At 48.1% G+C, this 20523-nt stretch carries 12 protein-coding genes; 10 read left to right on the plus strand and 2 right to left on the minus strand.

Features of this window, described 5'->3' with window-relative positions; translation table 11 throughout:
- Positions 1-10 precede the first annotated feature (10 nt).
- Positions 11-271, minus strand: coding sequence for a hypothetical protein (locus tag R3O62_RS08060; protein ID WP_032529903.1), 261 nt, complete (start codon positions 269-271; stop codon positions 11-13).
- A 466-nt stretch (positions 272-737) separates the two neighbouring features.
- On the opposite strand from R3O62_RS08060, the gene R3O62_RS08065 reads away from it, so the two are divergent.
- From R3O62_RS08065 to R3O62_RS08085, 5 genes are read left to right on the plus strand one after another with little or no spacing between them, the layout of a single operon-like run.
- The gene (locus R3O62_RS08065; RefSeq protein WP_005775430.1) at positions 738-3923 is read left to right on the plus strand and encodes a SusC/RagA family TonB-linked outer membrane protein; all 3186 of its coding nucleotides are present in this window, start codon (positions 738-740) and stop codon (positions 3921-3923) included.
- Positions 3924-3936: 13 nt separating this feature from the next.
- Positions 3937-5619 (plus strand): RagB/SusD family nutrient uptake outer membrane protein, encoded by a 1683-nt coding sequence (locus R3O62_RS08070; RefSeq protein ID WP_005775431.1) that lies wholly within the window; start codon positions 3937-3939, stop codon positions 5617-5619.
- Between the two features lie 21 nt (positions 5620-5640).
- A complete protein-coding gene (locus tag R3O62_RS08075; RefSeq protein ID WP_005810514.1) occupies positions 5641-6594 on the plus strand; it encodes a discoidin domain-containing protein in 954 nt (317 codons plus the stop codon).
- Positions 6595-6621: 27 nt separating this feature from the next.
- On the plus strand, positions 6622-8073 hold the full coding sequence (locus tag R3O62_RS08080; protein ID WP_250705190.1) for an alpha-L-fucosidase: 1452 nt from the start codon (positions 6622-6624) through the stop codon (positions 8071-8073).
- 18 nt (positions 8074-8091) lie between these two features.
- A complete protein-coding gene (locus R3O62_RS08085) occupies positions 8092-11745 on the plus strand; it encodes a glycoside hydrolase family 2 TIM barrel-domain containing protein (protein ID WP_317472955.1) in 3654 nt (1217 codons plus the stop codon).
- Positions 11746-11994: 249 nt separating this feature from the next.
- On the opposite strand, the gene aroA is transcribed toward R3O62_RS08085, so the two are convergent.
- Positions 11995-13245 (minus strand): 3-phosphoshikimate 1-carboxyvinyltransferase, encoded by a 1251-nt coding sequence (gene aroA / locus R3O62_RS08090; RefSeq protein ID WP_317472954.1) that lies wholly within the window; start codon positions 13243-13245, stop codon positions 11995-11997.
- Between the two features lie 284 nt (positions 13246-13529).
- On the opposite strand from aroA, the gene R3O62_RS08095 reads away from it, so the two are divergent.
- The 5 genes from R3O62_RS08095 to R3O62_RS08115 all read left to right on the plus strand — a co-directional run bounded on the left by R3O62_RS08095 (position 13530) and on the right by R3O62_RS08115 (position 20520).
- On the plus strand, positions 13530-14405 hold the full coding sequence (locus R3O62_RS08095) for a helix-turn-helix domain-containing protein (RefSeq protein ID WP_005810504.1): 876 nt from the start codon (positions 13530-13532) through the stop codon (positions 14403-14405).
- Between the two features lie 11 nt (positions 14406-14416).
- A complete protein-coding gene (locus R3O62_RS08100) occupies positions 14417-15586 on the plus strand; it encodes a sensor histidine kinase (RefSeq protein ID WP_005810502.1) in 1170 nt (389 codons plus the stop codon).
- 277 nt (positions 15587-15863) lie between these two features.
- Complete coding sequence (locus tag R3O62_RS08105; RefSeq protein ID WP_005810500.1) at positions 15864-17825, plus strand: family 20 glycosylhydrolase; 1962 nt, start codon at positions 15864-15866, stop codon at positions 17823-17825.
- Between the two features lie 329 nt (positions 17826-18154).
- Positions 18155-19474, plus strand: coding sequence for a TolC family protein (locus R3O62_RS08110; protein ID WP_317472953.1), 1320 nt, complete (start codon positions 18155-18157; stop codon positions 19472-19474).
- 11 nt (positions 19475-19485) lie between these two features.
- Positions 19486-20520: an HlyD family secretion protein gene (locus R3O62_RS08115; protein ID WP_005810496.1), complete on the plus strand. Its 1035-nt coding sequence runs from the start codon at positions 19486-19488 to the stop codon at positions 20518-20520.
- Positions 20521-20523 lie beyond the last annotated feature (3 nt).

Here is a 20523-nt window from a genome sequence, read left to right on the forward strand (position 1 = left end):
CCAGTTTTCGTTATTTCGGCCATTGGACAAGGCGGGGGCGAAAAAACGCCGCCATTTCGTTTATCTGTTTATCTTTCCGGCAGTAATTCTGCCTGTTTTCAATCAGTAGAGAAACGTAAGCGATGCCCTCCCGTACCGCCTGTCCGCTTAATGGTGGAATACCTGTCCTTTCGATACTTCGTGAAGCCTTCTCCCAGTCATCCAACCAGAAGTAAAATAGTTCCCGTAGACCCTCTGTCTCCGTAACAATATATGTTATCGACCAAAACATATAGAGATATTTGAAAAAGAAGTAAGCATTTTCCGGGAATGCTTACTTCTTTTCGACCAAATGCTTACTTCTTTTTCGGAAAAGCCCGGCTCTTTTCACTCCCAATCAAGGCTATCGAGGAGAAAAAGCCCGGCTTTTCACCTCCATTTGCCCGGTTTTGCCTGCATGTTTCTTCCGGTTGCTCCTTTTCTGTAAAGGGTACAGTCAGTGAAAAAGGCTTTTTACTGTCTTTCTGATAGCTTGGTGTCTCTTTATGCTACCTTTGTGCATATTTTAACTTAGAGGATTCTGTGTCTGGAGCACTGTGGCGCGGGGTTAACAAGAAATACACGAGGTTAATTGCTTCGTTAACCCTTATTTAATCCCTCTCTTAAGACCATAGAGATACATTTGCTTTCGTCTTTAAATAAAAAGAGTCAGCAACGCCTTGCTTGATTCCTAATGTTAATTTTAACTTGTTATTATTATGAGAAAACGAAAATTAGTAGAAAGAGCCGTAAGGGCCTCGGGGATGTTTGTCCTTCTTTCGGGTATGGGACTTCAACCTTGCCTTGCTTCTCAAAACTACAATGCAGAACCTGCCGAAGTGGTGCAGGCAGCACAACAGAAACAGAAAATAACCGGCCGTGTTCTCGATGACACAGGTTTCCCCCTGCCCGGAGCTTCTGTGCAGATCAAAGGTGCTCCCGGTCGGGGAACTATTACCGACATCGAAGGTAACTTCTCGATTGACGCAGATCAGGGTGAACAGTTTGAAATCTCCTTTATCGGGATGGAAACACAGGTTGTAACCGTTACCGGAAAGACCCATCTGGAGATCACCCTCAAAGAAGATACCAAAACACTGGACGAAGTAGTGGTGGTGGGTTATGGCACGCAAAAGAAAGCGAATCTGACCGGAGCCGTAGCCAGTGTTTCGGCGGAGACACTCGAAAGCCGTCCTATCACGAACCTCAGCCAGGGATTGCAGGGTATGATCGGTAACCTGAATATTTCTGCCGATAACGGTGCACCGGGCAAAGGATACGGATTCAATGTCCGTGGTACTACCTCCATCAACTCTTCCGGCCCCTTGGTGTTGGTCGACGGTGTGCAGATGGATCCCAATATGATTAACCCGGCCGATGTGGAAAGTGTTTCGGTATTGAAAGATGCGGCTTCCGCCTCTATCTACGGAACACAGGCAGCCTATGGCGTAGTGCTGATTACGACAAAGAAGGGTAAAGACGAGAAAGCAAAGATCTCGTTCTCGTCCAACTGGTCGGTCAATTCCCCCACACGCAAACCGGAGTACATGGATTCGTGGACATTTGCCAATTTCCATAATCTGACCAATCGTAACTCCGGCGGAGGCGACTATTATGATAAGAACTACATGGATCATATCTATGCTTATTATACCGACCCGAAGCATAATCTGCCGGTATTCATCGACCCGTCCAATCCCAACAAGTATCTGTATTGCGGTAACACCGACTGGATAGACGAAACCATCAAGGATCATACTTTGATGCAGCAATACACGCTGTCACTCAACGGAGGATCGGGCAAGACCACCTATTATGGATCGGTAGGATTCCTCGATCAGGGAGGAACGCTGAAACATTACGACGACAAGTACCGCCGTTTCAATGTCAACCTGAATCTGACTTCGGACATCACCAATTGGTTGCAGGTTCGGTTAAAAACAGTCTATAACAATACTTTCCGGGATGCTCCCTACGGAAGCAATAACAGTGACGAGACGGCACAGATCAACAGTGCTTTCTACGGTGCCGACCTTCGTCCGATGATGCCGGTTTACCATCCGGACGGAAACTTTTCCGGACAGGGCAGTTGGACCAATATGGTAGCCACTCAGTCCATCTCCGGCGAGCGTAAGAACAAAGAGAACGACCTTTGGCTGACCGGAGGTCTGAAAATCACTCCCCTGAAAGACTGGACCATCAATGTGGATTATACCTATAACATGTATATCCTCTCAAAGAAACAGCATGGCAAGGAGATATTGGAACATACCGCCAATCCGGATATCGTAACCGTATTTCCGCATACCACTCCGAGCCGTGTGAAGTTTACTACCGACGATAACTATTATCAGACGTTTAATGCCTATACCGACTACACCAAGTCCTTGGGCAAACACAACATAAAACTGTTGCTGGGATATAATTATGAAACCAAAAGTTACCGCTGGTTCAATGCCGAGCGTGAAAACCTTATCAGTAATGACCTCCCCGGTCTGGGACAGGCCTACGGAGAGAAGTACAATGGAAGCGGCCAGCACTCCTGGGCTACTATGGGATATTTTGCCCGCATCAACTACAATTATGCCGAACGTTATCTTTTGGAGTTGAACGGACGTTATGACGGTTCCTCCAAATTCCCTAAAGACAAGCGGTTCGTATTCTTCCCGTCCGTTTCGGCAGCTTGGAGAATCTCGAACGAAGCTTTCTTCGAACCGGCCAAGAAGATTGTGGACGAACTCAAGCTCAGAGCTTCTTATGGTTCGTTGGGTAATCAGTCGGTTGGCGGCGACTATCCTTATATAGCCACAATGGGTACCAATGGCGAGATGGGATATCTGGTAGACGGAAAGAAAATAGCCAGTGTGAGTCCCGGCGGCATCGTCAGTCCGTACCTGACATGGGAAACCGTGCGCCAGATAGACTTAGGTGTGGACTGGGCATTGCTGAACAACCGTCTTTACGGAACCTTCGACTGGTACATGCGGAAGACACTCGATATGGTGACTAACGGTACACCCCTTCCCGCAGTGCTGGGTACAGGCGCGCCGCAAGCCAATACGGCCGATCTGAGAACAACCGGATGGGAACTTTCAATGGGATGGAGAGACCGCGTAAACAAGGATTTCTCTTATGATGTAAGCTTCGTACTGTCCGATTATCAGGCAGAGATCACGAAGTTCAACAATCCGCAGAATCTGCTTTCAACCCACTATGTTGGCAAGAAGTGGGGCGAAATCTGGGGGCTGGTTACCGAAGGTATTTTCCAGTCACAAGAAGAAGTAAATGCCCATGCCGACCAGTCGGAAATCTACGGCGGTGGTTGGTATCCGGGCGATGTGAAGTACAAAGACCTGAACGGTGACGGCAAGATAAATAAAGGAAAGAATACGCTTGATGATCCGGGTGACCAAAGGATAATCGGTAACAGTGAACCGCGTTACAGCTATGGTATTAAGGGTGGATTGCAATGGCGTGATTTTGACTTTGATGTATTCTTCCAGGGTATCGGTAAAAAGGATGTAGTGTTGGGAGGTAACCAGTTCTGGGGCTTCGGCAACGAGTGGCACGTACCTTTCAAGCATGCACTCGATTCATGGACGGAAGATAACCGCAATGCTTACTTCCCCCGCTCTACTTATGACAACGTGACCGGTAACCGCGAAACGCAGACCCGCTACCTTCAGAATGCCGCTTATCTGCGCCTGAAGTCCATTACATTGGGATATTCGCTGCCGAAAGCACTGCTGGGCAAGTGGAAGATAGACCATGTACGTTTCTACGTAAGCGGACAAAACCTGCTGACGTTCGATCACTTGTTTGACATATACGACCCCGAAACAGTGAGCCTCAGCACCTATCCGCTGACCAAGTCTGTTTCATTCGGATTAAACATTACCCTCTAATACGATAACAATTATGAAAAAGAATAAGATATTACTGATGGCGTCAGTGGCATGTACTTTTATGTTCACCTCTTGCTCTGACCTGCTGGACCTGTATCCTGAGGATTCTCTCTCCGACCCTAAATTCTGGACAAGTGTGCAGGACCTCGAACTTTATGCCAATGGCTTTTACGGAATCCTGCCGGGAGCGCAAGGCCCCGGTGCCGATGACGAATCGGACTGTTACGTGAACGAGAAACCGAAGACCTGGATTTTCAACCTTGAAACGATTCCTACTTCCGGTGGCGGATGGGGAAGCGGAGACTGGGGAAATATCCGTTCCTGCAACTATTTTATGGACCGCTACAAACGCGTGCAAGGTGACGAGGAACAGATAAACCGTTCGGTGGCTGTGGTTCGTTTCTTCCGTGCCTGGGAGTATGTATACAAAGTGAAGCGTTTCGGCGATGTACCTTGGTATGAAACAGAATTGCAGATGGACTCCGAGCAACTGTATAAGGGGCGCGATTCGCGGAAAGTCGTGTTTACACACATCCTGGAAGATCTCGATTTTGCCATCGAACACCTTCCCAAACCCAATGAAACGAAGATCGGTAACATGCACAAGTATGCCGCGCTGGCTTTCAAATCGAGAGCTTGCCTGTACGAGGCGTCTTTCCGCAAATATCATGGGTTGGGCGATTATGAAGAGTTATACCGTGAAGCTGCCGAGGCTGCGGAACAAGTGATTGAAGAAGGCGGCTACGCGATTTATAAGACCGACAACCCCACTCTGGACTATTATAACCTGTTTGTACAGGAAGATTTATCTTCCAATAGTGAGTGCATCATGCCGAGGGTTTATATTACCAAGCTGTTGATGCACAACAATACCCGCCAGATGGAAGAGTCGTATACAGGTTTGAGCCGTGCCATGTTTGAGCAATACCTGTGTGCCGACGGTCTGCCCACTGCTGTCAGTCCGGAATACGAAGAGGCAGATATGCCGATGGACGAACTGATGCAGCGCGATCCGCGTTTGCGCCAGACTATTGATAATCCGGAGCTTCCTTTCAAGGTGCTGAGTGACGGCACCCGCCAGTTTAATGCTCTTCCGGTCATAGATACCAAATATTGTACCACCGGATATTATGTAATGAAGTATCACTCGACGGATCCGGAACAGTGGAACATCGGACAGTCTACACTGGATGTGTTTATTTTCCGTTATGCCGAAGTGTTGCTGAACTATGCCGAAGCAAAGGCCGAACTGGGTGAATGTACTCAAGATGTATTGGACCTGACCATCAACGAACTCAGAGATCGTGTAGAGATGCCGCACCTGAAAGTGAATGTCGGCTTTACCGACCCGAACTGGCCGGATTATGGTTATGAACTTTCTCCATTGCTTTACGAGATCCGCCGCGAACGTGCGGTCGAGCTGATCGGCGAGGGTTTCCGTTGGGATGATATTGTACGTTGGAAAGCGGGTAAGTTGCTGGAAGCACCCAAGAGTATGCTCGGAATGAAAGTATCGGACAAGCTGAAAGAGCAGTACGATTCTTTTTCCCGGGAGCTGACTGAGGACAATCTGTTGATTGTTTATCCGGACAGATCGACCCGTAAATGGGACGATAAGCTCTATCTTCATCCGTTGCCTATCGACGAGACAACGATGAATCCGAACCTGTTACCCAATAATCCCGGCTGGGAATAACTACTTAAAACGAAACGAATCATGAAACAGAATATATTGAAGGCAGCCATTCTGGCTGCCGGATTCTGCTGCACAGTGGGATGCAGTGACAATGACAGTGACCTGACCATTTATATTCCGGACGCGGGAACTGCCGTGAAAGCCAATTTTTACATTGAAGACGAGCCTTATGTACAGACCTTCAACGTTGCCGTTACTCCTGAAACTTATCCGCAACTGACGGAGTATGGGTTACCCAATGATGCTGTGGTGCACCTGCAAGCCGATCCGGACAAAGTGAACGAATACAATACGAAGAACGGAACCGAGTATGAACTGCTGCCTGAAGCTGCGTATGACCTGACCGGAGAAGTACTGGTCAAAGCCGGGACATCGAAGTCCGAAGAAGCCGTAATCACAGTCCATGCGAAAGGTAATATCGAGGCATTTAAAGAGTATCTGTTGCCCGTGAGCATTACTTCGGTAGAGGGAGCTGTTGCCGATGACTGTTGCCAGACCATCTACTTCATCTTCAGAGGATCGATGGATGCCAGCAATATGGAGTTGCTCGACCGCACCGGATGGGAAGCCCTGAGCGCTTCGTCCGAAGAACCGAAAGAAGGAGACTGGGGGCACAGCGGGCTGAAAGAGGCTTGTCTGGATGGCGATCTGAATACTTTCTGGGGAACCGACTGGAGCAACCAGCACCCCCAACCGCCTCACTGGATTGTCATTGATCTGAAGAAAACCACCCATATTCAGGGATTTGCCTGCCAGGCACGCGAAGAGGGCTATGACGGTCCGAAAGAGGTGACCGTGGAAGTGAGCGAAGACAACGCTACCTGGACAGTCGCCGCCAAGTTTAAAGATATCCCGGCACAGGGTGAGTTCCGGTCCTTCTTGCCCGATGCCGTAGACGGACGCTATCTGAAGGTGACCATTACGGCCGTGAACGGCGGACCGCATGTGACGGTCAGCGAACTTAATTTATTTTGATAACGAACATCTAAAACAGACGAATACATGAATTTAAGAAATTTATTTTTAGCAGCGGGAATCGCTGCCGTGGCGGTACCCGTATCGGCACAGAAGGCTCCGGAACCTTACGGACTAACCCCCAGTGCACGCCAGGTGGAGTGGTACAACCGTGAGATGATCGCTTTCTTCCATTTCGGAATCAACACATTTGAGGAGTATGTAAACGAAGGTGACGGACGTGCTCCGGCAGCTATCTTCAACCCTACGGCTCTCGATTGCGGACAGTGGATGCGTACCCTCCGGTCGGCGGGCATTCCCAGTGCCATCATCACTGCCAAACATGCCGACGGCTTCTGCCTTTGGCCCAGTAAATATACGGACTATGGTGTGAAGAACTCCGCCTGGAAAAACGGAAAGGGAGACGTTGTACGTGAATTTGTAGATGCCTGCGAAGAGTATGGCATCAAAGCAGGAATCTATTTGGGACCGCACGACCGGCATGAGCATCTTTCTCCGCTTTATACTACGGAGAAGTACAAGCAGTATTATGGTCACCAGTTGGAAGAACTGATGGGTGACTATGGAAAAGTCTGGGAAACCTGGTGGGACGGTGCCGGAGCAGACGAGCTGACCACTCCCGTCTATACGCATTGGTATAAGATTGTGCGCGAGAAGCAGCCGGACTGTGTCATTTTCGGAACCAAGAACTCGTATCCTTTTGCAGATGTGCGCTGGATGGGGAACGAATCGGGTAAAGCCGGTGATCCTTGCTGGGCGACTACCGACTCTGTCTGCATCAAAGATGAGTGGAAAAATTACGAAGGACTGAACGAGGGAGTAAAAGGCGGCGACGCTTATATCCCGGCCGAGACTGATGTATCCATTCGTCCCAGTTGGTTTTATCATGCCGAAGAAGACAGCCGTGTGAAGAGTGTCAAAGAGCTTTGGGACATCTATTGTACCTCTGTAGGGCATAACAGCGTGCTGTTGCTCAACTTCCCACCTGATCGCCGCGGACTGATTCACCCCACCGATTCACTTCATGCTGCATTGCTGAAGCAGGGGCTGGACGAAACCTTCGGGAACAATCTGCTGGCTAAGGCCAAGGTGAAAGCAACGAACGGACGCGGAGGTAAATTCCGTCCGGAATTCCTGACGGACAACAATAAGGAAACTTATTTTGCCGGAAGGGACGGAGCCAAGACCTCAGACATCGTTTTCACCCTTCCCCGGCAGACGGAGTTTGACTGCCTGATGATTCAGGAAGTGATAGAACTGGGACACCGCACGACGAAGTGGAGTGTGGAGTACTCCAATGATGGCCGTAACTGGACCCCGATACCGGAAGCAACCGATAAGCAGACGGTGGGGTATAAATGGATCGTGCGTTTCGAACCGGTGAAGGCCAGACAAGTGCGCCTTCGTATCCTCGACGGATTTGCTTGTCCTGCTATCCATACATTCGGAGTGTACAAACAATCGGCTTTATTTCAGTAAAAACAATAGGTAGTTGGGTTGAATATAGGTTTGGGCTGTATCACACAGGCAGACATACGTTTTGTTGGCGGATACAGCCCTTGGTTTTCTTCCCTGCCTTTTCTTAATATCAATAGTATGCTAAATTTTAAACATCTGTTTCTGGTAAGCGTTGCTCTGTGGTCGACAGTAGGAATGGTTCGTGCCCAGGAGTTCGATCCGAAGCAAAGCTACGAGATCCATACCCAGAACGGGCTTGTCCTGGACAATCAGGAGAGTCTGGATTTAGGTGGTAAGATATTTATTTCTAAAAAGGAACCCCATAAAGAGTCGCAGGTCTGGAATCTGATTCCTTGCGGTAACGGCTGCTATTCCATTGTCAGTCCGCTCACTGAACTGGGAATCGACAATAGCGGCAATGGGAGCAAGGAGTGTCCGGTTATCCAATGGGACCCAAATAAAGAAAATCCCAATCAGCAATGGCGTATCACGGCTTTACCCAATGGGAATTATTTGTTCACCAGTGTAGCGAGTGGTTATAATCTGGGCTTCCCGGATGCCGGCCTTGTGGCCGAGCCGGTTTACCAGCTCAAACCAGATGCGCAGAAAATAAGCCAGCAATGGAAAATCGTGAAATCGAATCTGAAAGTGGTGGCTGAGGCTTTTAAAACCCGGAGTGATAATGACTGGGAGAATGAACGGATATTTGCCGTTAACAAAGAAGAAGGGCGTTCCACGTTTGTCCCCTTTGCCGATACGGAAGAGATGAAGGGCGATCCTTCGTACACCCGTCCTTGGATACGCAATCACTCTTCCCGTTATCTGTTGCTCAATGGTGACTGGAAGTTTCATTGGGTAAAGCAACCTTCCGAACGTCCGGTGGATTTCTATAAACCGGGCTATGACGTGTCTGCGTGGAAAGAGATTCCGGTTCCTTCCAATTGGGAGATGCTGGGATACGGTACCCCCATCTATACCAATATCACCTATCCGATACGCAACAATCCACCCTTTATACAGGGACAGAGAGGATATACGGTAGAGAAAGAGCCTAATGCGGTAGGTTCCTATCGGAGGGAATTCTCTCTGCCGGCCGACTGGAAGAATAAAGAAGTGTTTATCCACTTCGATGGAGTGTACAGTGCTATGTATCTGTGGATCAATGGTAAGAAAGTCGGGTATAGCCAGGGTGCCAACAATGATGCCGAGTTCAACATCACACAGTATGTGAAGCCGGGTAAAAACATATTGGCGGTCGAAGTGTATCGTTGGAGTGACGGCAGTTATCTGGAGGACCAGGATATGTTCCGCCTGAGCGGTATCCACCGGGATGTCTATCTGGTGGCGACTCCGAAACTTCGCCTGCGCGACGTGCATCTTACTTCTGTCATCAGTGACCGTTTCGACAAGGCCGACTTATGTGTCAAAGCAGACGTGAAGAACTATGGCAAGTCTGCTGTGAATGCCTCCGTACGCATAGGGCTGCTGGATGCCGATGGCAAAACTTTGCGTACGTTTACAACTGCGGTCGGTAATCTGGCTGCCGGAAAAGAGATCTGTCTGCCTGCAAAAGCAAGTATTCGTGATCCCCAACTCTGGAGCGCCGAAACACCTTATCTGTATACTGTGAATCTGGAATTGCTGGATGCTTCCGGCAAGGTGCTCGAGGCAACTACCCAACAATATGGTTTCCGCAAAATTGAAATACGTGACAATAAAGTGTATATCAATGATGCATTGGTGTTGTTCAAGGGTGCCAATCGTCACGACATTCATCCCCGTTTCGGTAAAGCGGTGCCTGTAGAAAGCATGATAGAGGATATTCTTCTCTTTAAGCGTTTCAACCTGAACACCATTCGTACCAGTCATTATCCGAATGATCCGAAGATGTATGCTCTGTTTGACCACTATGGACTTTACGTGATGGACGAAGCCGATCTGGAATGTCATGGCAACATGATGCTGACCAAGCGGGAAAGTTGGAAAGAAGCCTTTGTCGACCGGGTGGTACGTATGGTGGAACGGGATAAGAATCATCCTTCCGTTATCTTCTGGTCGATGGGGAATGAATCGGGCGGAGGACCCAATTTCGAGGCTGCTTATCAGGCTGCCAAAGAGATTGACGCACGGTTCATCCATTATGAAGGAATGAATGACGTTGCCGATATGGACTCACGGATGTATCCATCCATCGAAAGTATGATAGCTCAGGACAACGAGCCGCGCAATAAACCTTTCTTTCTATGTGAGTATGCACATGCCATGGGAAATGCCGTCGGTAACCTGGAAGAATATTGGGACTACATTGCCAATCAGTCTAAACGCATGATCGGAGGTTGCATCTGGGACTGGGTGGACCAGGGCATCAACAAACCCGGAGAAGCGCCGGACCGTTATTATTTCGGGGGCAGCTTCGGTGATCGTCCCAACGACAATGACTTTTGTTGTAACGGACTGGTGACACCCGACCGTAGGGTAACTCCTAAGTTATGGGAAGTGAAAAAGGTATACCAATATATGACTTTTGAAGAAGTGGGAGAGAACAATGTGGGGTTGCGCAATCATTATTCATTCCTGAATATGCGTCATTTCAACCTGCGTTATGTCATCCTCAAAGACGGGGTGCCTGTGGCAGAAGAGGAGTTCGGGTTGCCTGACGGCAAGCCGGGCGAGCACCGCACGATTCATATCCCTTTCCTCCGCCACTTGACAGAAGATGCCGATTATCACATTAACCTGGAAGTGAAACTGAAAAGTGACTGCGTATGGGCTAAAGCCGGACATGTAGTGGCAACGGAGCAGTTCTTGCTGAAGGAGAAGAAACGCAAATCCGAAATGTCGGAACCTTCAGAGCCTTTGCAGGTCATAGAAGAGCGGCAGTATATCCGTTTCCGTGCTCCGGGAACCGAAGTGTCGTTTGATTCGAAGACCGGCATGATGATTGCTCTCCGATATGACGGGCAGAACCTGATACATCGGCAGCAAGGACCGTCACTGAACTGGTATCGTTCTATTAACAATGATCCTCGTGAATGGATTCAGCCGGTGATCGCGCTGCGTGGTTTTGACTGGAAGATGGCAGAGGACGGAAAGTCGGCATCCATCCTTTCGGAAATAGAAGTGAAAGTAGGGAAAGTAACCGTTCCTTATACCGTCAGATATCAGGTTTACAGTAATGGTGTGGTCGATGTGGCAGCCGACTTTACAACAAGTAGTAACTTTGACCTTCCCCGTCTGGCTTTGCAGATGTTCCTCAACCCCTCGTTGGAACAAGTCGAGTGGTATGGCCGCGGCCCAATGGAGAATTACCGTGACCGGAAGAATGCCGCCTATGTCGGGCGTTACCAAACGACTGTCACGGATATGGCGGAACATTATGCGCGTGCGCAGACAATGGGCGGACGCACGGATACCCGTTGGTTGTCACTGACCGACGACCGGGGCAAAGGACTCAAAATCACCGCAACGGATACGGTTGACTTCAGTGCCCAGCACTATACGGACAAAGATCTGTGGCAAGTGAAGTATGGGCACGATTTGCCGGACATTCGCCGTGCGGAGGTTGTTCTCAATCTGGACTGCATTCAGCGGGGATTGGGCAACGCCAGTTGCGGACCCGGACCCCGTCCCCATTATGAGATACGGAAAGATACGGTCTACAGCTATTCCTTCCGGATGGAGCCGTTGAGATGATGAACATCGGTCCGGCTGCAAAGGAAACCGCTCTGCAGCTCCTGATGTTGATTATTCTTAAAGTTATTGCACCCTGCCTCCCGAAGTCGGAACTTTGCGGAGGCAGGGTTTGCTTTTTCCCGGAATCGACCTTGGGAGGTGTTCTGTGATGGGGCTGGAGACGTCTCCGTATTCAGCTTTCTGTGTCTGCCGTCCGGAGGGTAGGAGAAACGGGATTGGATGATCTGTTTTTATAAGATAATCTAAACCTTACTGTTTGCTGCTTGTTTCTGTGGCATGCGCCTCGATCACAAAACCGGCTTTGCGCAAATCGTCCCAATATCCGGGATATGACTTGGATACGACCTGCGGCTCATCGATCTGTATTGTCGGATAATGAATCGCTGCCGGGGCAAAAGCCATGGCCATGCGGTGATCTTCGTACGTCTTTATGACGGGACATGCCTGCGGCTCTATGCGTTCGCCGTTCCAGTACAGAATGCTGTCGTCCTCGTCGTGTAACACATACCCCAGTTTCTTCATTTCCGCTTTAAGAGCTTCGATGCGGTCTGTCTCTTTGATTTTGAGGCTTTGCAACCCGGTGAACCGGAAAGGGACATCCAGTAATGCACAAGTCACGACAAACGTCTGCGCCAGATCCGGGATGTCGACGAAATCTTCATCCAGCCGTTTGACACAGCTGCCGTTTTTCCTCAGCCGTATGCCTTCTTCCGTATATTCGGTTTCTATTCCCAGCCGGGCAAATACCTCCGCTCCCCGGCTGTCCCCCTGATAGCTGTGGCGGAACAGTCCGGTCAGTTCAATATCCGCTTCGGAAGACAAGACAGCCATCTGATACCAGTAAGAGGCTGCGCTCCAGTCGCTCTCTACAGTAAACGGGACGCAGCGGTAAGGCTGTGGCTCGACCGAGATGCTTTGGTCCGACGTCCACCGGGCCGATGCACCGAAGTCCTTCATCAGTTGCAGGGTCAGGTTGATATACGGGCGCGAGACGACCTCACCCGTCAGCCGGAGCTGCAAACCGTTTTTCAGGATCGGCCCGATCATCAGCAAGGCCGAAATGTATTGTGAACTCACGTTGCCCTTCAGTGTAATTTCGTTGCCGGCCAGCGGTGCCCCTTCAATCCGCAGGGGCGGGAAACCCTCGTTGCGGGTATATTCGATATTGGCTCCCAGTTCCCGTAAGGCGTTCACCAATATCTGTATGGGACGCTGCTGCATCCGTTCCGTCCCGGTGATGATGTGAGTGCCCGGCGTACTGCTCAGATAGGCTGTCAGGAAGCGCATGGCCGTTCCGGCGGCAAGGATGTCGATTACTTCCCCGCCCTCTGTCAGAGCCTTGACCATGACCTTCGTGTCGTCACAGTCGGACAAGTTCGAAAGCACGTCATTGCCCTTCGACAGTGCATGGATGATAAGCGCACGGTTGCTGATACTTTTTGACGCCGGAAGCTGGATGGTGGCCTTTATGTGCGAAGGCGCTGAGAGTAGATAACGCATGATCTTTGTTGCTATAGTTATATTTGGTTGCAAAAATAGGAAATCTATTCTTTTCCGTCCCTATCCCTTTCTTAAAATATTAAAGATATGAACGGAATCCAATATACATTAACAGGGCGAACAAACAGATGCGGAATAGGTTGTTTATAGGCTTATAGACATTTTGTTTATAAAAAAATGTCAAGAAGAGCCCCCATATTTCCGTATTATGATACCAAAAGTCTTGTGCGGTAACGGGGTTAGCATAGTTATTTTACTTTTGTATCAACAATGAAAGAATTCTGATGCCAAACAGGGATAGTGAGAAATTGATAACAGATAGTTATGCCACGACTTTATTGGGGGATGAACTTATGGTTTGTGAGAATATGAAGCACATTCGTGTGACTTCTGCTCCTTCCTACACTGAAGCCGGAATGATTATTTTATGTTTGAGAGGGACCGCCAAGGTTTGTATCTTTGACAATATCCACATTCTTACGAAGAACGAGCTGGCAGTTATTCTGCCCGGGCAATTGGTTTCGATAACCGAGTTGAGCAGTGATTTTCTTTGTGATATAGTCGTGCTCTCCCGTGCACTCTTTGATGATACGTTGAGTGGGTTCAGTCGCTTTTCTCCTCTTTTCTATGTTTATATGAGGAGCCATTACTGGTACGAACTGACCGGAGAAGAGGCCGGACGGTTCAAGCGTTTTTATGAATCGCTTTCAGAACGGGCCAAAGATCCTACCCACTTTTTCAGGAGAGAGTCCGTGCTTCTATTATTAAGGATTTTTTATCTGGATATCTACAATGATTATTATGGCAAATCTCATCTGGCAAAGGGAGAGTCGGACTTGGGTAAGAGCAAGTTGGCGCATGATTTTTTTTGTTTGATAATGCAGCATTACAGAGAACATAAAGATGTCGCCTTTTATGCCGACAAATTGTGTATCACCTCCAAATATCTGTCGATGGTGATAAAAGAAGCAAGCGGAAAGACGGCGAAAGACTGGATTGTAGAGTATACCATTTTAGAGATCAAAGCCATGTTGAAGAACTCTACCATGAATATACAGGAGATATCCATCAAGACAAATTTTGCGAATCAGTCGTCATTGGGACGTTTTTTCAGGAAGCATACCGGGATGACACTCACAGAATATCGTATGTATCAATAAATAACGCATAAATGAAACAAAAAGAACAAACCGAACTGTTGCGGACTCAGCAGATGCTGAATGAAGTGAACCGCAAGCTGCTGATGACACTTGGGGTTGCAGAGGTTTTCCCATGGAAATGGGAACTGGCGGAACGTATGGTCTGGTTTGATGCCCGTCCGTCGGACGATCCCGAAGGGTGGGAGATTATTCATAATGACTTGTTCCCGGTTTCTATTACGCGTGTTTACGAGGGCATATACAAGGAAGATCGCTTCCGTGTGGTCAGGGCCTGTCGCGAATTGCTGAATGGCAAAGTCAAGAAAGTAGTTATCGAACTTCGTTTCTGGGCCAAAAAGAAAGAAGGACTGGTGTTGGAGTGGTTGGAGATGCATGCCATCCCCGGTAAGTACGACGGGAATGGCAAGTTGTTGACGGTAGAAGGTTCGCTGATGTCGATTTCCAAACGGAAGGCCTTGGAAGAAGAGCTGACAGCCGCCAAGGAAAGGGCGGAAGAAGCAAACCGGCTGAAGTCGGCATTGATTGCCAACATGAACCACGAGATACGTACCCCCTTGAATGCGATTGTCGGTTTTGCATCCCTTCTTTCCATTGTGGACGATGAGAAGGAGCAGCAGGAATATATCGGCTTGATACAAAGCAATACGGAACATCTTTTGCGGCTGATGAACGATGTGATCGACCTCTCTAACATTGAGTCGGGTGTGATGGATATGGCCGGTTCGGATGTTCTCCTTGACCCGTTGATGGAGGAGATTGAACAGATATACAGGCCCAAGGCGGAATCACGTAGCCTCGTCCTGGCTTGGGACGGAGAGCAACTTGGGGCGCATATTTACACAGACCGGGGCCGGTTGATACAGATATTGGAGCATTTGCTGTGTAACGCCATAAAGTTCACGTTGAAAGGAACGGTCCGTTTAGGTTATCGGAAGAAAGAGGAAGGCCGGATCTGGTTTTACGTGACGGATACCGGATGTGGTATTCCCGAAGAGAAAAAGGAACTTATATTTGAACGTTTTGTGAAACTTGACGACTTTGTGCAGGGGCTGGGACTCGGATTGCCCCTTTGCAAAATCATTGTCGACCGATTGCACGGAACAATTGGGGTAGATTCAAAGGTAGGAGAAGGATCGACTTTCTGGTTTACTCTCCCCGATTTGTCCGGTAAACTTATTTAAGATCTACGGATGAGAGGCCGTGAGGTTCCCTGAAAAGGACTTCTGTAGCAAGTTGGTGTTTGCCATCAGCTTGATGTTTGTTTTGTTTGTGATGAGGTCACCGTTTCAGCGGAAACAAAGACCCCGCGTTGGCACTTCAGCGGATATGTAATTTTGTCTGCCGGGGTGCCAACTTTCTTTTATTTTGAACAGAATGTTGTACAATCGATAGATTTACATTACTTTTGGTTCCGCAATCGGATGTCCGGTTGAATTAACCCTTTTATAACGACACGATATGAAACTTGTTAACCGATTCTTTATGATTCTTGTGGCATTATGCCTGGTTTGTCCCGGCATCAGTGCAGTTGTTAATCCCAAACCTTTTGTGATTCCCGAACTGAAAGAGTGGAAAGGTGCCGAAGGAGCGTTTGTGCCTACCGAAGCTACAAAGATTGTCTGTCCCGCCAATCAGCCGGAACTGTTGCGCATAGCCCGTATGCTGGCCGATGATTGTGAAACAATGTTCGGCTATAAACCCGAAGTGGTACAGGGCAAAGGCGGAGCCGGCGATGTGATCCTTGCTATCCGCGCAGATAAAAAGTTGGGTAAAGAAGGTTATACGGTAAAAGTAACCGACCGTATCTTGCTGACTGCTCCCGAAAGTATAGGCGTATATTGGGGAACCCGTACTTTGCTCCAGATTGCGGAACAAAGTGAAAACCACCAGTTCCCGAAAGGAACTTTGCGCGATTTTCCCGACTACGCCGTGCGTGGCTTCATGATAGACTGCGGACGTAAGTTTATTCCTCTTGCTTTCCTTCAGGACTATGTGAAGATCATGGCTTATTACAAGATGAATACTTTGCAGATTCACCTGAATGATAATGGCTTTAAACAGTACTTTGAACATGATTGGTCGAAGACTTATGCTGCGTTCCGTCTGGAGTCGGATACGTATCCCGGACTGACTGCCGAAGACGGATATTACACTAAACGTGAATTTATCGACTTGCAAAAACTGGCCGAGAATCTTTATGTAGAGATCATTCCCGAGATCGATGCTCCGGCACATACTCTTGCCTTTACACATTATAAACCGGAGATCGGCAGCAAAGAATATGGCATGGATCACCTCGACTTGTTCAATCCTGAAACTTATAAGTTTATGGATGGTCTCTTTAAGGAGTATCTGGAAGGAGACGAACCGGTATTCCGTGGAAAGAAAGTGCATATCGGTACTGACGAATATTCTAATAAAAAGAAAGATGTGGTAGAGAAGTTCCGTGCTTTCACCGACCACTATATCCGTTATGTAGAGAGTTTTGGCAAACAGGCTTGCGTATGGGGAGCGCTGACACATGCCAAAGGTGATACACCGGTGAAATCGGAGAATGTGATCATGAGTGCCTGGTACAATGGCTATGCCAATCCGAAAGATATGATCGAACAGGGATATAAGCTGATCAGTATTCCTGATGGGCTGGTATACATCGTTCCGGCTGCCGGATACTATTATGACTACCTGAACACGAAGTATCTGTATGAGAACTGGACTCCTGTACACATCGGCAAAGCAGTTTTCCCGGAGAAAGATCCTTCTGTCCTGGGTGGTATGTTTGCCGTATGGAACGACCATGTAGGCAACGGTATCTCGACAAAAGATATTCACCACCGCGTTTATCCGGCTTTGCAGACTTTGGCTGTGAAGATGTGGACAGGAAAAGATACGTCTGTTCCTTATGCCGACTTCGACAAACAACGTAATGCCATCAGTGAGGCTCCGGGTGTGAACCAACTCGGGCGTATCGGTACAGCACCGGGGTTGGTATACGAGCAGGCCTCTGTTGCCCCGGGCAGCAAGACACCCCATCGCGAAATCGGATACGACTATCTGGTGACATTCGATATTGACGGAGCCGACGAAGCAAAGGGTACAGAACTGTTCCGTTCGCCCGATGCCGTATTCTATCTCTCCGATCCGATTCGTGGTATGTTAGGTTTTGCCCGCGACGGTTATTTGAATACATTTAGTCACCGTATCCACAAAGGTGAGAAAGCAACCATCGGTATCAGTGGTGATAATAAGTCGACCCGTTTACTTATCAACGGTCAGGTGGTAGAGGAAATGAATACTCAGAAACTTTACTATAATGCCGGAAAGGATTCTATGAATTATGTCCGTACTTTGGTTTTCCCATTAGAGAAAGCCGGGAAGTTTGATAGCAAGATTACGAATCTGAAAGTCTATAAGAAATAAGACATTAATCTGAATAAAGAGAGGGAGTTTGGCTGCGTGCCTGGCTCCCTCTCTTGGTTTTCGGAGAGGCTGTATGAAAAAAATAACCTCTTCCGTTGCCACCTGAATCTTGTTTTTTTGTAACTTTGTCCCCCGGATGGAGCATAAAGTTCCACGAGACGAATGAAACAGAAACACAGAAAGCCCCGTTTTGAGTCCTTTCAAGGTATACTAACCAAACTTGCACTCTTCCATCAGTGGGGAAGAGAAAATTCGGATTAGGTAAGTCCCTTTACCTGATTTTTCCTCTTTACATTTTATTATTTCTTAAAATTCATAAGTAACAACGTATGAACAAATTCACTTTGTTCATAATGATGCTCTATGCGTCATTATGTCCCTTGAGCGTGTATGCTCAGGAAGCGGCACGACAAACCATGTCCATTGAAGAGATGTTTTCGCTTGCCGACCAGAACAGTAAATCGTTGCGTCCGTGCGCAACCGGTATCAGTGAAGCACACGAAGGCGTGAGGGTTGCTAAAAATGCCCGTCTGCCCGAGATTGAGGCCTCTTTGTCATTCAGCTATCTGGGAGATGCATTGCTGACAGACCGTAATTTTTCGAATGGGTCCAATGCGTCAATGCCGCATTATGGCAATAATTTTGCAATAGAAGCCACGCAAGTGGTATATGCGGGAGGAGCCATCACGAATAGTATTGCCATTGCCCGTTTGCAGGAAGAGATGGCCCGTCTGAATCTGGATACAAGCCGCGATAAGGTGCGCTTTCTGCTGATTGGGTATTATCTGGACCTGTTCAAACAACAGAACATGTTACAGGTATATGAGAAGAATATTGAACAGACTAAACAGGTTATCGGGGAACTCCACGCGAAGGAGGCTGAAGGAGTCGTTCTGAAAAACGACATCACCCGATACGAGTTGTTGTTGGCCAATCTGGAATTGACCCGTACACAGATTGAAAATACAATCTCCATCCTGAATAACAATTTGACCACCAGCCTGGGGCTGCCGGAAAATGTCAGTATACAGCCGGACACTACCATTCTTTCGAAAGCTCTGCCTGTTGAAGCTAAAGAGAACTGGACTACTGCCGCTTACGCGAACTCTCCCGTATTGAAACAGATGTCGCTTGCAGTGCAAATGAGCAGGCATCAGCAGAAGATTACCCGATCGGAGCGGATCCCGAAGGTTGCTCTGTTTGCCGGTAACAAACTGGATGGACCTATTACCATCGAAGTTCCTCCCATCAATAAGAACCTTAACTATTGGTATGTAGGAGTGGGGTTGAAGTATAATTTCTCTTCTCTGTTTAAGGCTGACAAGGCCGTTGCCCGGGATAAGTTTGCCATCCGGCGGAGTACAGAGCAGTATGAAGATGCCAAAGAGCAAACCGAACTGGCCGTCAATGCAGGACAGGTGAAATATCTGGAAACTTATGTGGAACTGAATACCCAGCGGAAAAGTGTGGAACTCGCCAATCTGAACTATGCCGTTATCCGTGACCGTTATAAAAATGATATGGTACTGATCACCGATATGCTGGATGCCAGTAACTCAAAACTTGCTGCCGAGGTGCAACTGGTAAATGCACAGATCAATATTGTATTTAATTATTATAAACTTCTGTATATCTCCGGAACTATCTAAAATCAATCGTTATGAATAAGAAAACTAAAAAACTGGCGTTTAATATCTCTGTTATTATCGTGTTGCTTCTGGCCCTCGGTTGGGTCTGCTCTCGTTTTATCCATTGGGGAAACGTGGAGTTTACGGACAATGCACAGGTGCGTCAACACATCGTACCCGTCAACTGCCGGGTACAGGGTTTCATCAGGAAAATCTATTTTACGGAGTATCAGACGGTGCATAAAGGTGATACACTGGCCTTGATAGAAGATGCCGAGTTCCGTTTCAGACTGGCACAGGCAGAGGCTGATTATCAGAATGCCTTATCGGGTAAGACCGTGATGACTTCGTCCATCCATACCATTCAGAACAATATTTCCGTATCCGATGCCAGCATTCAGGAGGCTAAAATACGTATGGATAATGCCGGACGCGAATATAAACGTTATCAGAACTTGTTGGAACGGGATGCCGTTACCCGTCAGCAATACGATGCGGTGAAAACAAATTTTGAAGCATCGAAAGCACGTTACGAACTGTTACTTCGTCAGAAAAAGTCGACAGCACTCGTCAAGCAGGAGCAGACGGAACGCCTGGAACAGACCGAAGCCGGTATAAAACTGGCAGAAGCAGCTCTGGAAATAGCCAGGTTAAACCTTTCGTATACAGTGATTACGGCTCCTTGCGACGGAACTACCGGACGAAAAGAGATCCAGGAAGGTGTATTGGTACAGCCCGGACAAACATTGGTCAATCTGGTAGACGAAAACGATAAATGGGTGGTTGCTAATTATAAGGAAACCCAAACAACCCATATTGGTGAAGGTTATCCGGTCGATATTGAAGTAGATGCTATTCCCGGAGTAGTGTTTAAAGGGGTGGTAAAATCTGTTTCGCAGGCAACGGGGGCAAGTTTCTCTCTTCTTCCGCAGGATAATTCTGCAGGCAATTTTGTGAAGGTAGAGCAGCGTATTCCCGTACGTATCGAGTTTTCGGACGGAAACAAACCCGAAGACATGAAGCGTCTGCGTGCCGGAATGAATGTGGAATGTGTGGTAAACTATTAAAGT

The organism is Bacteroides hominis (genome assembly GCF_033042785.2).
GTDB classification, from domain to species: Bacteria; Bacteroidota; Bacteroidia; order Bacteroidales; family Bacteroidaceae; genus Bacteroides; species Bacteroides hominis.